Here is a 15,766-nt window from a genome sequence, read left to right on the forward strand (position 1 = left end):
GTATGCGCGGAGCATGCGTATGAGGTTCATTGACTCGGGAGGCCACCGTGAAGATCACGTTCCTCGGCACCACGTCCAGCAAGGGCCAGTGCCCCACCCTGTACGCCACCGATCGAGGCACCTACCTCGTCCAGGGCAAGATCGTCAGCGACCCGGAGGCGATGGTCGCCATCCGTGAGACCTACGCCGGCCTTGCCGACGACGAGACCGTCGTGGAGATCCCGGCCGGCCTGTTCCGGTTCGCGCCTAAGGCCGCCGAGTGACTGACTTGATCACGGGCGAGGAGTTCGACGCGCTCTTCGCCGCGTTCCGGCGCACCGCGTGGCGGTGGGAAGCCCAGGCCAGCTACCACGAACCGTACGAACTGGGGCCATTGGAACGATGGCGGCGCGGCGAACCCGACGACCTGGCGTGGATGGCGGACTGGCTGGGGGGCATCCGCGCCGCGACCGATGCCGGACGTCTGTTCCAGCGGGTCCGGCTCTACACCGAGCCGCCGACGGAGTATCTGCGTTGGCAGGAGAACATCACTCCGGCCAACGTCGAGGCCGGTGAGGACATTCGGATCGTCACGGCGGACCAGGCTGCGGAGCTGGAGCTTCCCGGGCATGATTTCTGGCTGTTCGACGACGACCACCTCGTCCGGATGCACTTCGACGCGTCCGGGTTCGTCGGCGGCGAGATGATCACCGAACCGGGTACGGTGGCCCAGCACCGAGCCTGGCGGGACATCGCGTGGACGCACGCGGTGCCGTACTGGCAGTACCGCGAGACACACCCGGTCCGAGGAGCCCGTGAGCAGCAGCGACCTGGACAAGCGGCGAGCGCAGTTCGGCGAACGCCTTCGTCAACTCCGTGAGCGAGCCGGTTTCCCGACCGGCACGGCGTTTGCCACGCATCTGGGTTGGCAGCAGTGGCGCGTGTCGCGCATCGAGACCGGTGCTCAACCGGCCACCGACTCGGACCTGCTCGTGTGGCTCGGCGCGGTCGACGCGCCGGAGCCGGTCGCCGCGCAGATCCGGGAAGAGGCGCTGGAGTTGCGGTTGGCGGCGGCCAGTTGGAAACGGCAGTTGCGCGCCGGGAACAAGCCCCGCCAGGAGCACGCCGCCTCCATCGAGTCGGCGGCCACGCACATCCGGGCATTCGAGATCATGGTGGTGCCGGGTTTGGTGCAGACCGCGGAATACGCGGCGCACGTGTTCGCCACCAACGCGGCGTTCCATCAGTCGCCGGCCGACGTCGACGAGTCGGTTCGGGCCCGGATGGAGCGTCAGCAGGTGTTGTACGACCGGTCGAAGACGATCGAGTTGGTGATGACGGAGGCGGCGCTGCTGTATCCCGTGTGCCCGCCGGAAGTGATGGCCGCGCAGGTCGACCGCCTGCTGGCGGTGCTCGGCTTGCCGTCGATGACACTCGGCATCATCCCGCTCGGCGTCAGGTTGCCGGTGGTGCCGATGAGTGCCTTCTGGATCCTTGACGGTGAGGTCCTGATCGAGCTGGTCGACACGGAGCTGACGCGCACCGAGCCGGGCGACGTGGCGCTGTACGTGAAGATGGCGGACGCGATGCGTGCGGTCGCGGTCACCGGGGACGAGGCTCGGGGGTTGTTGCTGCGGGTGGCGGACCGGTTCAGGGCCGAGGGCTAGAGGAGCGGGCGAGGCGGCGGGCGTAGCCGTCGATGATGGCGGCCAGGCCGAGTTCGAAGACGCGTTCGGCCTCGGGGGTGCCGACGGAGTGGTCGAGGACGGAGCCGGAGACGAGGTACTCGACGGCGCGGACCATGGGGAGCAGGTCGGGCTCGGGGCAGCCCTCGGCCCGGAGGATGGCGAAGATCCGCTCGTACACGGCGAGGACGACCGGGGAGTGGATGGGCTGGGCCGAGATGAGCGGGAAGACGTTGGGGTGGGCGAGGAACACGGCCCGGTAGGAGCGGGCCAGGCGGGTGAGGGCCTCGGTCCACGGGCGGACGGCGGTGGCGGAGAGGTCGATGTCGGCGGCGAGGAGTTCGCGCACGCCGTCGATGATCTCGGCGCGGCCGCTGACGTGGTTGTAGAGGGAGGGCCCCCGCACGCCGAGGGCGGCGGCGATGCGGTTGGTGGAGAGGGCCTCGGCGCCGTGCTCGTCGACGAGGCGCAGCGCGGTGCGGATGATCGCGTCCCTGGTCAGCAGCGGGCTCTTCGGCCGTGGCATGGGCTCGTTCCTGTCTTGTGGCGTCGCCGCCGGGCCCCTATCGTAGCCCGAAACTATAACCTCTAGTTTAAGGCGGCGCGGTGGACTACGAGGAGTACCGGCGCTTTGACGCGGTGGGCCTGGCCGAGCTGGTGGCCCGGGGTGAGGTGTCGGCGTCCGAGCTGCTGGAGCTGGCGATCGCCCGGGCCGAGGCGGTCCACCCCCGGCTCAACCTGTACGCGCTGCCGATGCACGACATCGCCCGGAAGCGGGCGGCGGCCGAGCTGTCCGGGCCGTTCGCCGGGGTGCCGTTCCTGATCAAGGACCTCGGGCAGGACTACCAGGGCCTGCCGACGGGCAGCGGCTCGCGGTCGCTGCGCGGGCACCGGGCGGCCGAGCACGCGGTGGTGGTGCAGCGCTGGCTGGACGCCGGGCTGGTGATCTTCGGCAAGACGACGACGCCGGAGTTCGGCACCAAGGCGGTGACGGAATCGCTGGCCACCGGCCCCACCCGAAACCCCTGGAACCTCGACCACACGCCGGGCGGCTCCTCTGGCGGCACGGCCGCGGCGGTGGCGGCCGGCGTCGTGCCGGTCGCGGGGGCCAGCGACGGCGGCGGCTCGATCCGCATCCCGGCCGCCTGCTGCGGCCTGTTCGGTCTCAAACCCGGACGGGGCGTGGTGCCGGCCGGCCCGCTGCGCGCGGAGTCCTTCCACGGCGCGGCCACCGACGGCGTGATCTCCCGTACGGTCCGCGACAGCGCGGCGATGCTGGACGTCCTGACCGCCAAGCCGGACCTCGCCGGCCCCTACCTGTCGGCCCGGCCCGAGGACTCCTACCTGAACCTGGCCGCCCGCGAGCCCGGCAAGCTCCGCATCGGCTTCACCACCAGGTCGCCGATCGACGGCCCGGTGGACGCCGAGGCGGTGGCCGCGGTCGAGCACGCCGCCAAGGTGCTGGCCGAGCTGGGCCACGAGGTCGAGCCGGCCGAGCCGGGCATCAACGGCAACCAGCTCGCCGAGGACTTCCTCGCGGCCTGGTGCGCCAACGCCGCCTTCATCATGGCGCAGATCGGCGGCCCGAAGTCGGGCTACGAGCTCGACACCCACCTGCTCGCCGCGGCCGCGTGGGGCCGGCGCGCCCCCGAGCAGGTCGCGACCCTCGCCCGGTGGCACGTCCACGCCCGGGCCCTGGCCGCCTTCCACGAGCGCTACGACCTGTTGCTCACGCCCACGCTCGCCCGGCCGCCGGTGCGGGTCGGCGAGCTCGACACGCCGCCGGCTGTGCGCGCCCTCGGCGAGATCCTGTTGCGCCTGAAGATGGTTGGCGTCTTCAGTCGCACGAAGGCGTGGCGCGACCAGGTCGTCGCCAACCTCGCGCCGGTGCCGTACACGCAGCTGGCCAACATCACCGGCCGCCCGGCCATGTCGGTGCCGCTGCACCAGACCGCGCGGGGCCTGCCGCTCGGCGTGCAGTTCGTCGGCGGCCTGGGCGCCGAGCCGACCCTGCTGGCCCTCGCGAGCCAACTGGAGGCGCACCAGCCATGGGCCGACCGGCGGCCGACGGCGGTGTGAGTCGTCCAAGGAGCGGAGCTCAAGTCCGGGCCTGGGTATGCTCCCGCGCGTGCCGGCAGCCGCATCGATCAAGGTGGAACTCCTGGGCGCGCTCCGCGCCTGGTCGGACCGTGGGGAGATCCCGCTCGGGCCGCCACGGCAGCGGGCGCTGTTCGCGATCCTGGCCGCGAGCGTCAACACGGTGGTGTCGCGGGGCGAGCTGATCGACGGCATCTGGGGCGAGGACCCGCCGGCCAGCGCCGAGGGCAGTCTCTACACCTACGTCTCCGAGCTGCGCCGCGCCTTGGAGCCGGGCCGGGCGAACCGGGCGCCGAGCCGGCTGCTGGAGTCCTCCGGCGCGGGCTACGTGCTGCGCGTGCCGGACGAGAACGTGGACCTGACCCGGTTCGAGTTCCTGCGCCGGCAGGCCGCCACGCTGCCGCCGGCCGAGGCGGTGCGGGCGCTGGACGCGGCGTTGGCGCTGTGGCGCGGCGAGGCGTTCGACGAGATCCCCGGCCCGTACGCGCAACGCCGCCGCGCCAGCCTGGCCGAGCTCCGGCTGGCCACCCGGGAACAGCGGGCCGAGGCGCTGATCAGCCTGGGCTCGGCCGAGAACGTGCTCGACGAGCTGACCGAACTGGTCCGGACCTACCCGCTGCGCGAGCGGGTGCGGGCCCTGCTGATGACCGCGCTGCACCGGTGCGGCCGGCGGGCCGAGGCCGTCGAGGTGTACCGGGACGCGGAGCGGCTGCTGTCCGACGAGCTCGGCATCGAGCCGAGTCCGCCGCTGACCAAGCTCTACCACCAGGTTCTGGCCGGCAACCTGCGCCCGCCGGCCCGGGTGAGCAACCGCAGCCGGGTTCCGGAGGGCTTCGTCAGCCGGGCCATGGAGGTGGCCCGGATGCAGGCCATGGTGGCCGAGGTGGTGGCCGGTCGGGGCGGCGTCGTCTGGCTGGAGGGCGAGCCCGGCATCGGCAAGTCCGCGCTGCTCGCGGCCGGTCTGGCCGGGGCCGAGCCGGCCGGCTGCCAGCTCGGCTGGGCGGTGGCCGACGAGCTCGGACAGCGCTTTCCGCTGCGGACGGTGCTGGACTGCCTGGGCGTGGACGGCCGCTCCGCCGACTCGCGCCGGGCCGAGCTGGCCGACGTCCTGCACAGCCCGTCGAACGCGCTGCTGCCCGGGGTCGACCCGGTGACGTCGGCGGTCGACCGGCTGCTGGCGTTCGTGGAGACGCTGTGCGAGGACGGGCCGCTGCTGCTCGTGATCGACGACCTGCAATGGGCCGATGAGACGAGTTTGCTGGTGTGGCACCGGCTTTGCCGCGCCACCAGCCGGCTGCCGCTGCTGCTGGCCGCCGGCGCGCGCACGGTGCCGAGGCGGCCGCACGTGGAGCAGGTGCGGCTCGCGGCCGAGGCCGAGAACGGCTACATCGTCGCGCTGGAACCGTTGTCCGCCAACGATGTCGGCGACATCGTGCGCCTGTCGGCCGGCGCTCCGCCCGGCCCGCGGCTGCTCGGCCTGACCGCCCGCGCCGGCGGAAACCCGTTGTATGTCAGGGAACTCCTCGACGCGCTGGCCCGGGAGAACGCGATCACCGTCGACGGCGGCAGCGCCGAGGTCGAGCGCGACGCCACGGCCCCGGGCTCGCTGGTCGCCGCCCTGACCAGCCGGCTCAGTTTCCTTTCGGCGGAGACGAAGGAGGTCCTCCAGTGGGCCTCGCTGCTCGGGGCCGAGTTCGCCGTCCAGGACCTCGCCGCGATCACCGGGCGGTCCGATCTGCAGGGCCGCCTGGACGAAGCCGTGGCCGCCGCCGTGCTGATCGACAACGGGCCGTATGCCGCCTTCCGGCACGGCCTGATCCGGCAGGCGCTGTACGAGGGCACCCCGAGCGCCGTCCGCCTCGCCCTGCACGGCCACGCGGCCCAGGCCCTGGCCAAGGCCGGTGCGCCGTTGCAACAGGTCGCCGAGCAACTGCTGGCCGTGCCAGGCGCGGTCGACGGTTGGGTCGTGAACTGGTTGCGGGACAACGCACCCACGCTCGGCCAGCTGGCGCCGCAGATCACCATGGAGCTGATCGGCCGGGCGCTGGCCACGCCGTCGCTCGACGCCCCGGCCCGCGAGGAGTTGACCGCGCAGCTGGCCCTGCTCTCGTTCGTCCTCGGCGGCGCGCCGGAATCCGAGGTGCGGTACGTGATCGGCCGCACCAAGGACGTCAACCGCCTGTCGGAGATGCGGTCCATCCTCGCCCACATCCACAGCCGGCGCGGCGAGGGCGCGGCGGCGGTGGAAATGCTGCGGGATTCCCTGGAAAGCCCGGATGTGCCCGAGTTCTGGAAGGCGCGGCACGAGGTGCTCACCGCGATCTGCGAGCGCACCGGCAACCAGGACCTGACCGCCGACGAGGTCAGCGCCCGGCGCGCGGTCAAACGGGCCCAGGAGTGCGGCGACAAGTTCGCGGTGGGACACGGGCTTCAGGAGCTGTGGGTGGTGCACTCGGTGCGCCGCGAGCACGCGGCGGCCGTCGAGGTCGTGGACGAGGCCATCGCCGCCGTCGCCGGCGTGCCGGAACTGGTCGGCCTGCGGCTGAGCCTGTTGGACAACCGACTGTTCACGTTGCAGAACCTGGACCGGCTGGCCGAGGTCGACGACGCCATCCGGTTCGCCCGGGAACTCGGCCGGAAGTACGCCGTGCCAACGGAAATGCACGTTCCGGCGGCCGTGCACCACTACTGGACCGGCCGGTGGGACGAGGCCCTGGTCGATCTTGACAGCGCCGTGCAGGACAGCCCCGAGATGACGTTCTACGGCCTGCGGGAAAGCACCGTCACCCTGCTACTGCTGCACGGCGCGGCCGCGCTCATCGCCCTGCGCCGGGCCGACGACGACGCCGCGGACGCGCGCCTGCTGGCCGCCGCCGAGCTGCCGGTGTCCAGCCCGGCCGAGCGGGAGAACTGCGACTTCCTCGTTGCCGCGCAAGCGGTTGCGGCCGAACGGGAGGGTCGGCTCGACGAGGCCGTCTCGCTGCTGAAGCCGAATCTGAAGGCCGACTACTCGCAGATGACCCTGCGCCACCAGTGGTTGCCGGACCTGGCCCGGCTGGCCGTGCAGAGCGGCGACCTCGCGTTGGCCGAGGAAGCCCTTGAGCAGTGCCGCGACGAGGCCAGTCGCGAACAGCACCCGGCCCGCGCCCACACCGCCGCGCTGCGCTGCCGGGCCCTGGTCACCGGCGACCCCGAGCCCGCGCGCGAGGCCGTCGAGCACTACCGGCTCATCGGCCGCGCCGTCGAACTCGGCCAGGCGCTGGAGGATCTGGCCGTGCTGCACGCCGTTCGCGGCCAGCACACGGAATCCCGGGCCGCGCTCGACGATGCCGTTGCCGTGTATGGGAGCTTCGGCGCCCGCTGGGACATCGAGCGGGCCCGGGGCCGCGTCGGCGGCTGAGGCCGTCAGTCCGGCAGCGTGCCGGATTTCAGTAACAGCCCGAACGTCCGGCGCAGCTCGTCGGCGTGGTCGAAGTCGGCCCACTCGGCCGTGGCCAGCCGTTCCAGGCCGAGCATCGCGCTCATCGCGATGCGGGCCGCCTGCTCGGCCGTCAGGTCGTCACGCAGCAGGCCGTCGGCGGCGATCCGCGCGAACGCGATGCCGAAGTGGTCGGCGATCATGCGCAGCCGGTCCCGGAAGTACTGGTGCGCCGGATGATCCGGGCGCTGCGCCTCCGCGATCAAGGTGGTGATCATCTCCATCCGGCCCGGCACGGCGACGTTGCGCCGGGCCAGCGCGACCATTCCCCGCAGCAGCAAGATGCCGCTCTCCGGCGGGTGGTCGCGGATGTGCGCGTCGAGCTCGCCGCCCAGGCTGAGCACGTTCTCCAGCAGCACCGCCTTGGTGGGGAAGTGGTGCAGCAGGCCGGCCTCGCTCAGCCCGCAGCGGTCGGCGATCTCCCGCATCGAACCGGCCCGGTAGCCGGACTCGCCGAACACCTCGGTGGCCGCGTCGATGATCGCCTGTCGCCGGGCGGCGGTCTTGGCGTAGTTGCCGCGCGGGCCCCGGGGGCGCCGCGCCTGATCGTCGGCCACGGGGCTCCTCACGGTCGGGACCAGCGGATTTTACCCTCGCCGCCAAAACCGAGTGGAAACTCGGTTTTTGTGCTACGGTCGAATTCATGCAGGTGAACCGCAGGCGCGCCCTCCGGCTCGGCAGCGTGGCCATGGCCGGCGGGGTGCTGGTCAAGCCGTCGGGGGGCTCGACGACCGTGGTCTGCACCAGGCAGGGGCGCCTGCGCGGCGTCCGCGACGGCGACATCGACATCTTCAAGGGCGTCCGCTTCGCCGAGGCCCCGACCGGCCCGCACCGGTTCGCGCCGCCGCGGCCGGTCCGGCCGTGGACCGGCATCAGGGACGCGACCGCCTTCGCGGACGAGCCGTTGCAGGTCGGCTTCTCGGGCCAGTCGGCCACGGGCGTCCAGGACGAGGACTGCCTGTTCCTGAACATCTGGTCGCCGTCGGCGGCCGGCCGGCGGCCGGTGATCGTCTGGATCACCGGCGGCGGTTTCATCGCCGGCGCGGGCAGCCAGTACGACGGCAGCGTGTACGCGCGGCGCGAGGACATCGTCTTCGTCACGATCAACTACCGGCTCAACGCCTTCGGCTACCTGCACCAGGCCGCCCGGCCCGGCTCCGGCAACGCCGGGCTGCTCGACCAGATCGAGGCGCTGCGCTGGGTCCGGGACAACATCACGGCCTTCGGCGGCGATCCCGGCAACGTCACGGTGATGGGGGAGTCGGCCGGCGGCATGTCCATCGGCATCCTGCTCGGCACGCCGGCCGCGCGCGGCCTGTTCCGCCGGGCGATTGTCCAAAGTGGAGGCGCGCGGCCGACCGCCAGCCCGCAGGGCATCGGCTTCACCACCACGACGGTCATGAAGGCCTTGGGAATCGACGATTCCGCGCAGCTCACCGACGTGCCGGCCAAGGACCTGCTGGCCGTCGCCGCCGCGATCGGGAACGCGCCCAGCGACGTCAAGTCGGAGCCGTTCCACCCGGTGATCGACGGCGTGGTGCTCGACCGGCACCCGCTCGACCGGCTCAACCACGGCGTGGACGTGCTGATCGGCACCTGCGACCGGGACTACCTGCGGGTCGGGCAGTGGCCTTCGCAGCTGGAGTACGACATCCGGCAGGTCGCCGACTGGGATCGGCTGCTCTCCATCTACACCAACACTTCCAGCGCCGGCCGCGACCCGAAGTACGACCTGCTCGGCGGCGGTTTCGTGCAGCTGCCGTCCATCTGGCTGGCCGAAGCGCTGCTCCGCGTGGGATCACGGGTCTGGCAGTACACCTTCGACTACGCCGGGGCCGGCCCCAACGGCGCCCTGCACAGCACCGACGTTGCCTTCACCTTCGGCTCGCCACGGTCGGATTCCGTGGCCCAGGCCATCTCCGACCAGATGGTCGGCGCGTTCGGGGCGTTCGCCCGCAGCGGCGATCCGTCGACCTCCGCGCTGCCCCACTGGCCGGCCGTCACCCGCGAGAACCGGGCCACGCTGTCGTTCGACGTCACCCCGGCCATCAAGGCCGACCGCATCCCGGCCGTGCGCCGCGCTGCCTGGGACGGGGTCGACCCGCGGGCCCTGTGCTGATCATTCGCCCCAGCGGCGGCGCACCCGGTCGTACACCTGTTGCTGGTGCGAGAACTCCAGGTTGTTGCCGTCCGGGTCGGTGATCATGCAGACGTAGCCGACCGGAAACGGGATGTCGGCCGGCGGCATGCGCAGGCAGCCGGCCGCCTCCGCCTTGGCCGCGATCGCGTCCACGTCCTCCCGCCGCGGCACCTCGATGCCCAGGTGGGCGAACGGGGCCAGGTGCGGCTGCCGCTTGCCCACCTCGGCGTGGAAGGTCACCAGCACCAGCACGAACGGGTCCACCACCTGGCCGTCGTTGGACAGCCACAGCGACCGGCCGGTGTCGTCGGCGAACTCCGCCACCTTCACCAGCGGCGTGAACTCGGTGTACCAGGCCAGGGAAACGTCGACATCGGCCGCCGGCAGCGCGACGTGCGTCCACCGCGGGCGGGGCGGACCGGCATACGGGGTCTCGGTCATGCCTTCGAGTATGTCCGAGACGGGCAAGAAGCGCGGCGCCGGCGTCTATGCGTCCTTTGTGGACGAACCGCGCGACAAGCGGCCGTGGAATCGTCGGCTGTTCCGTTAGCGGACAACCGGATCGGCATTCACCTGACAAGAGGCGTCCACACCCCGGACAGGGTGAGCGAAGGGAACAAAAAGGTCGCGCCGTTCGGGCAGACTGGTCTGTGGGGAGACCGGGGAGGGACGGCTGATGGGTGGGGCGTTGGTCGGGCGGCGGCCCGAGATCGCGGTGCTGACCAGCGCGGTCGACGCGGCGGCTCGCGGTCGCGGGGGCATGGTGCTGATCTCGGGCGAGGCGGGGATCGGGAAGTCGCGGTTGGGCGAGCACACGGTGGCGGTGGCGCGGGGGCGCGGCTTCACGGTGCTGGCGGGGCAGGCCGATCCGCTGCTGACGGGGCTGGCGTACGCGCCGATCGTGTCGGCGTTGCGGCGGCACCTGGACACGCTGCCGGAGCCCGAATTGGCGGGATTGCCGGACCTGGGGCGGTTGGTGCCGCATCCGGGGCTGCCGGAGCCGTCGCCGTCGGTGGACCCGGCGTTGGCCCGGACCCGGATGTTCGAGTCGGTGCACCGGTTGATGGAACGGCTGGCGCCGACGCTGTTGTTCGTGGACGACCTGCACTGGGCGGATCGCGGCACGATCGAGTTGCTGCACTACCTGGGTAGGGACACCGCGGGGCATCGGCTGCTGGTGCTCGGCGCGCACCGGACGGCGATTCCGGGGAGCCCGGTGGCGGAGCTGACGGCCGGGGTGCGGCGGCAGCCGGGCGGGCTCGAGCTGCCGTTGGAGGCGCTCTCGGCCGGCGAGGTGGCGGAGATGCTCGGCGATCTGCTGGGCCGGCGGCCCACGTCGGAGCAGGTCGGGGAGGTGACGGCCAGGACCCGGGGCGTGCCGCTGTTCATCAGCGCGCTGGGCGGAACCCGGACGCAGTGGCACATCGTGCGGGACGTGGTGCTGGAACGGTTGCTGCATCTGGGGGATCCGGAGCGGCGGCTGCTGGAGCTGATCGCGGTGGCCGGCGACGACGGGTGGCTGGGCATGCTGCGCCGGGCGTGGTGGGAGGACGCCGATCTCGACGCGGTGCTGCGACGGCTGCTCGGCCAGGCGCTGGTGGTGGAGATCGCGACCGAGACCTCGGTGCGGTACCGGATCGCGCATCCGCTGTACGCCGAGGTCGCCTACGCGGAGCTGACGGCGAACGAGCGCGCCCGACTGCACGCCACGGTGGCCCTCGCGACGCCGGATGACGTGTTGGTGGCAGCGCCGCATTTTCTGCGTGCGGGCGAACATGCCCCGGCCCGTCGGGCAGTTGAGGCGCTCGCGGCGGCGGGGCGGCGGGCGTTGCACGTGTTCGCCGCGGCCGAGGCGGTGGAGTACCTGGAGGTGGCGCTGCGGCGGGCCGACGATGGTCAGCGGCCGCCGATCCTGCGTGATCTCGGCCTGGCCCAGCAACAAGCCGGCCAGCCGGCGCGGGCCGCCGCGGCGTGGTCGGAGGGACTCATGCGCGGCGACGACGAGTGGCGGCCCCGGTTCCTGATGTTGTTAGCGGCGTTGGAATCCGAGCGTGGCGACTTCACGCTGGCGGAAAGCCATGCCGCGGACGGGATGCGGCTGGCGGCGACCCAGGGCGACTATGTCGGGCTGCTTCAGTGGGCGTTGGCGGTGCGGCACCGCGATCTCGCGCACATGCGGGAGCTCACCTCGCAGCTGGCCGCCGTGTGCGGCCGGGATCCCTCCGACGCGGCGCAGGCCGTTGCCCGCCAGTCACTTGGCTACCTCGCCGTGCTGGACGCGGACTTCGCGCGGGCCCGCGAGGAGTTGGAGGCCGCGCATGAGCACGCCATGCGGTGCGGGCTCGACGCCCCCGAACTCGACTTCGGCGCGCGCCGGATCCTGTCCGGGGTCTGTGTGCTCACCGGCGACGTGCCGGCCGGACTGAAGTTCGCCGCCGCCAAGGACTCTCGGTTCCCGGCGGCCCGGGCCTCGACCCGGTTCGCGCTGGCCATGGTCCAGTACTTCGCCGGCGATCCGGTGGGTGCGCTGGCGGAGATCAGGGCCGCCATCGCCGACGCCCGGGTCGTCGAACTGCACCGGCTGATTGCCCGTCAGCTCACGTTTGCCGCTTTCCTCCTGGCCGAGCTGGGGCGGCTGGACGAGGCCGAGCAGACCCTGCGCGAGGCGCGGGCCGAGCTGGCCGAGCCGGAGTTCGCCTTCGACGAGGCGACCGGCCTCGCGGCGACGGCCATCGCCCTGCACCGGGGTCGACCGCAGGACGCCCCGCCGCTGGAAGACCTCGGAGCTTTCGAGGACCCGTTGCTGGGCTGCGCCCGCGTGCTGTTCGCCGGCCTGGCCTCGGTGGCCGCCGGCGACACCGAGACGACCGCGCAGATCACCTGGCTGCTGCGGGCCGGCGGCCAGACCGCCCAACTCGTCGACGCCTGCGCCGACCGGGTCGACGGACTCGACACCGCCGCCGACCGGCTGGCCGCCATGGGCGCTCCTCTCCTTGCCGCGCAGGCACGTCTGGAACACGCCGAGCGGCACGGCGGTTCCGTCGCCGACTGCCTGCCGGTCTTCGAGCAGGCCGGCGTCACGCCGTGGCTGGACCGCGCCCGCCGGCTGGCCCGCTCGACCGGACTCGGCGCGCTGACCAAGCGCGAGGCCGAGATCGCGCTGCTGGTCGGCGAGGGCCTGTCCAACGCCGGCATCGCCGCCCGCCTGTTCCTGAGCGAGCGGACCGTGGAAACCCATCTGCGCAACGGGTATCGGCGGCTGGGCATCACCTCCCGGGCCGCGCTGGTGACCTGGGTGCGTGAGCAGCACGAGTGATGGCCCGATCGCCGCTGCCGATCGCGTCTTGACTCCTCCGACCTCCGATGGTTGTCTGACATCCGCCGCCGCGTTGGGACCCCTGCAACCCAACCAGGAGCGCCGATATGAGGCTTGCTCACGCACTGATCGCCACCGGCCTGGCCGGGGCGCTCGCCCTTCCCGGCGTCGCCGCCGACGCCGCCACACCCCGCACCCTCGTGGCTTCGCCAGCCCAGCTTTCCACCGCCCTTGCCCAGGCTCACCCCGGCGACCGGGTCCTGGTCACCTCCGGCGTCCACACCGCCGGCCTCATCCACATCGGACGGTCCGGCACCGCGGCCGCCCCGATCACCATCGTCGCCGCCGGACCCGTGACCTTCACCGGCTCCGGCGGCTTCGACCTCTCGGGCGCCTCGCACATCGTGGTGCAGGGCTTCACTTTCGCCGATGGCGGCGGCCTGACCGTGCCCGGCGACGCCAAGGCCAACCGGATCACTCGCAACACGTTCCAGGGCAACACCGGCGGCGCCGACCTCTCCGTGAAGGCCGATGACACCGAGGTCGACCACAACACCTTTCAGAACCGCACCGCCCAGGGCGTCTACCTCCAGGTTGTCGGTCCCGGCGCGCATGACATGGCCCAACGGGTCCATGTGCACCAGAACTACTTCTACAACCACCAGTACAAGGGGGCGAACGGCGGCGAGTCCATCCGCTTCGGCCTCTCCGGCCGTCAGCACGCCGTGGCCGACGGCCTGATCGAGAACAACCTGTTCGACAAGGCCGACGGCGACTCCGAGGCCATCTCCATCAAGTCCAGCAACAACGTCGTGCGCTACAACACCATCGTCAACAGCCGCGGCACCCTTTCGCTGCGCCACGGCTGGAACACCCGCGTCGAGGGCAACATCCTCATCGGCGGCAGCACCGGGATCCGCTTCTTCGGCAACAACCACGTCATCGTCAACAACCTGGTCGAGGACACCTCCGGCCCGGCCATGGAGTTCGGCGGCGGCGAGGTCCGGGACGACACCACCAGCGGCACCGACCACGAGGCGTCCGACCACTGCGTCGTCGCCTTCAACACCCTGTCCGGCAGCGACAATCTCGTCTGGTACGAGAGCAGCAAGAAGTTCCCGCCCTCCGACGACACCCTCGCCGACAACATCCTGCTCGGCCACGGCACCGCGGCGGCGACGGGCACCGGCGCGACCCTGCACTTCACCGGCAACATCCTCTCCGGCTCGGCCGCCGGTTCCCTGCCCGCCGGCTCCTACCGCACCGCCGACCCCAAGCTGGTCCGCGACGCCCACAACCTCCTGCGCCCCAGCGCTTCCAGCCCCGCCATCGGCGCCGCCACCGGCTCCTTCCCCCAGGTCACCCTCGACATCGACCAGCAGACCCGGCCGTCGGCCAAGGATGTCGGCGCGGACCAGTACAACTCGGCCACCCCGGCCCACCCTCTGACCCCGGCCGAGGTCGGTCCCAAGGCCCCGTGAGCACGGCGCCGGCGGCGCACCGAGGCTCGGCGCGCCGCCGGTCCCGCTGCCGAGAGAGTCCTATGCCCAGGGGGAGCTGACCTGCCAGGTGGTGTCGTCGGCCCATAAGGCCGGGTTGTCCCACGGGTTGCTGCCGCCGTTGTGTGCTATGTAGACGATGGCGTTGTAGTGCCGCAGGTAGTAGCCGGGGTAGTTGTAGGACTGGAAAGAGGTGTACTGGCCGATGTTGCCGGTGGCGGGGCAGAAGGTGGCGTCCTGGGCCATCAGGGAGCTGCCGTCGAAGGGCTGGCGGTGCAGCTGGTAGTTGGCGTGCCGGAGGTAGTCGCCGGGGTAGTTCTTGGACTCGAAGGAGACGCAGGAGCTGTTGGCCAGGCCGGGGCGGATGATCCAGGTGGCGTCATTCTTGTCCAGCGCCGAGCTGGTGGATGTGATGACAGAGGTGACGGCGTCGCCGGCGGAGTGGCGGATGTAGCGGGTGGTGCAGCAGGCGGTGGTGGCGCGCAGGGAGATCGAGGAGCCGGGGGTGAGGGTGCCGCCGGGCACGCCGTTGGGGCCGCCGTAGCCGGCGGCGACGATGTTGGCCTGCACGGCGTTGTCGGCGGCGTCGGTGGGCACGCCGGCGGTCATGACGCCCTCGAAGAAGGAGCCGACGTCGGCGTTGCTGTTATCGCCGCCGGTGCCGAGGACGATGGCGCCCTCCTGGTGCATGGGGGAGTAGCCGCTCTTCACGGTGGGCTCGGAGCCGGAGTAGGTGGTGGTGAGCCCGCCGGTCTGGGAGTTGCCGCGCTTCAGGGCGAAGTGGTTCTGTCCGTTGTTGTTCAGCATGGCGGTGACGAAGGGAATGATGCCGGGCCCGGGGTCGGAGGCCTGGGTGCCGGTGTTGGACTGGTAGAGCCCGTTCTCCAGGTCGGCGGCGACCCACGGCCCGCCGGAGCTGTTGCAGCCGCCGAACTCGCAGCGCAGCCCGAGGTAGACGGCGTCCATGTGGCCGTTGCCGGTGTCCTGGTTGTTGGTCTCGGCGTTGCCGTAGTCGAAGCAGCAGCCACCGTTGACGTGCGTGGCCGAGGCGACCATGTACATGCCCTCGGGCTGGCCGTTGACGGCGACGCCGCTGGTGGTGTTGTCGCGGTAGCCCATGCCGGCGGAGATCTCGACGCCGTACGCGGTGTGGCCGCCGACGCTGACCGGCAGGGCGTTGGCCGGGGCGCCGACATCGGCGGAGCCGGCCCCGCCCGCGCCTTCGATGGTGAGGTCGTTGTGCCGGGGCGACTGGTCGAAGATCTCGTTGATGATGCACGTCGAGTTGAGGCAGAAGGAATCCTGGGCGGCGGCGTTGGCGATACCGCCGGGGCTGAGCAGCCCGATGTCGAGCAGCGCCCCGTCGGCCCGTTTCACCTGGTACAGCGGGCCGTTGTACGAGGCGTAGAGGGCCCGGATGGTGCTGTGCGCGGCGACGCACGGGGTGCCGGCCGAGCCGTAGATGTCGCACGGTTGCGAGGTGGCGGCCTGCGCGGGGACCACGGCGACGAACAGGCCGGCCAGCACCGCGCCGATGGACAGGAAAATCGTTCGCAAGCGTTTCATGGGCGG

Annotated in this window: 12 protein-coding genes; 8 read left to right on the plus strand and 4 right to left on the minus strand. The window is 71.9% G+C overall.

Annotation, left to right across the window (positions count from 1 at the left end; translation table 11 throughout):
- Positions 1 to 47 precede the first annotated feature (47 nt).
- The 3 genes from ACIG5F_RS11755 to ACIG5F_RS11765 are packed head-to-tail and all read left to right on the plus strand — an operon-like array spanning position 48 to position 1,646.
- The gene (locus ACIG5F_RS11755) at positions 48 to 263 is read left to right on the plus strand and encodes a hypothetical protein (protein WP_396517564.1); all 216 of its coding nucleotides are present in this window, start codon (positions 48 to 50) and stop codon (positions 261 to 263) included.
- Positions 260 to 859: a DUF6879 family protein gene (locus ACIG5F_RS11760; protein ID WP_396517565.1), complete on the plus strand. Its 600-nt coding sequence runs from the start codon at positions 260 to 262 to the stop codon at positions 857 to 859. Before ACIG5F_RS11755 ends, ACIG5F_RS11760 begins: the two co-directional genes overlap by 4 nt.
- Entirely contained in the window at positions 795 to 1,646 is an 852-nt protein-coding gene (locus ACIG5F_RS11765; RefSeq protein ID WP_396517566.1) for a helix-turn-helix domain-containing protein, read from the plus strand. Before ACIG5F_RS11760 ends, ACIG5F_RS11765 begins: the two co-directional genes overlap by 65 nt.
- On the opposite strand, the gene ACIG5F_RS11770 is transcribed toward ACIG5F_RS11765, so the two are convergent.
- Positions 1,630 to 2,190 carry a TetR/AcrR family transcriptional regulator gene (locus tag ACIG5F_RS11770; RefSeq protein WP_396517567.1) on the minus strand — a complete coding sequence of 187 codons (561 nt, stop codon included), beginning with the start codon at positions 2,188 to 2,190 and terminating at the stop codon, positions 1,630 to 1,632. The genes ACIG5F_RS11765 and ACIG5F_RS11770 overlap by 17 nt on opposite strands.
- 80 nt (positions 2,191 to 2,270) lie before the next feature.
- On the opposite strand from ACIG5F_RS11770, the gene ACIG5F_RS11775 reads away from it, so the two are divergent.
- Together ACIG5F_RS11775 and ACIG5F_RS11780 are read left to right on the plus strand one after the other, a co-directional pair.
- On the plus strand, positions 2,271 to 3,743 hold the full coding sequence (locus tag ACIG5F_RS11775) for an amidase (protein ID WP_396517568.1): 1,473 nt from the start codon (positions 2,271 to 2,273) through the stop codon (positions 3,741 to 3,743).
- Between the two features lie 49 nt (positions 3,744 to 3,792).
- Positions 3,793 to 7,161, plus strand: coding sequence for a BTAD domain-containing putative transcriptional regulator (locus tag ACIG5F_RS11780; protein ID WP_396517569.1), 3,369 nt, complete (start codon positions 3,793 to 3,795; stop codon positions 7,159 to 7,161).
- 5 nt (positions 7,162 to 7,166) lie between these two features.
- Here the strand turns inward: ACIG5F_RS11780 and ACIG5F_RS11785 are convergent, their stop codons facing one another.
- Positions 7,167 to 7,796 (minus strand): TetR/AcrR family transcriptional regulator, encoded by a 630-nt coding sequence (locus tag ACIG5F_RS11785; protein ID WP_396517571.1) that lies wholly within the window; start codon positions 7,794 to 7,796, stop codon positions 7,167 to 7,169.
- An 86-nt stretch (positions 7,797 to 7,882) separates the two neighbouring features.
- Between ACIG5F_RS11785 and ACIG5F_RS11790 the strand changes: the two genes are divergently transcribed.
- Positions 7,883 to 9,358, plus strand: a complete 1,476-nt coding sequence (locus tag ACIG5F_RS11790; protein WP_396517572.1) for a carboxylesterase/lipase family protein — start codon at positions 7,883 to 7,885, stop codon at positions 9,356 to 9,358.
- Here ACIG5F_RS11790 and ACIG5F_RS11795 read toward each other — a convergent pair whose 3' ends face one another.
- Positions 9,359 to 9,820 (minus strand): VOC family protein, encoded by a 462-nt coding sequence (locus ACIG5F_RS11795; protein WP_396517573.1) that lies wholly within the window; start codon positions 9,818 to 9,820, stop codon positions 9,359 to 9,361.
- A gap of 235 nt (positions 9,821 to 10,055) precedes the next feature.
- Between ACIG5F_RS11795 and ACIG5F_RS11800 the strand changes: the two genes are divergently transcribed.
- On the plus strand, positions 10,056 to 12,695 hold the full coding sequence (locus tag ACIG5F_RS11800; RefSeq protein ID WP_396517574.1) for an ATP-binding protein: 2,640 nt from the start codon (positions 10,056 to 10,058) through the stop codon (positions 12,693 to 12,695).
- Between the two features lie 107 nt (positions 12,696 to 12,802).
- Positions 12,803 to 14,176, plus strand: a complete 1,374-nt coding sequence (locus ACIG5F_RS11805; protein WP_396517575.1) for a polysaccharide lyase 6 family protein — start codon at positions 12,803 to 12,805, stop codon at positions 14,174 to 14,176.
- Between the two features lie 60 nt (positions 14,177 to 14,236).
- Here ACIG5F_RS11805 and ACIG5F_RS11810 read toward each other — a convergent pair whose 3' ends face one another.
- Positions 14,237 to 15,760 carry an alpha-L-arabinofuranosidase B gene (locus ACIG5F_RS11810; protein ID WP_396517576.1) on the minus strand — a complete coding sequence of 508 codons (1,524 nt, stop codon included), beginning with the start codon at positions 15,758 to 15,760 and terminating at the stop codon, positions 14,237 to 14,239.
- Positions 15,761 to 15,766: the final 6 nt, after the last annotated feature.

The sequence above is a fragment of the Kutzneria sp. NPDC052558 genome, from assembly GCF_044547355.1.
Lineage (GTDB): Bacteria > Actinomycetota > Actinomycetes > Mycobacteriales > Pseudonocardiaceae > Kutzneria.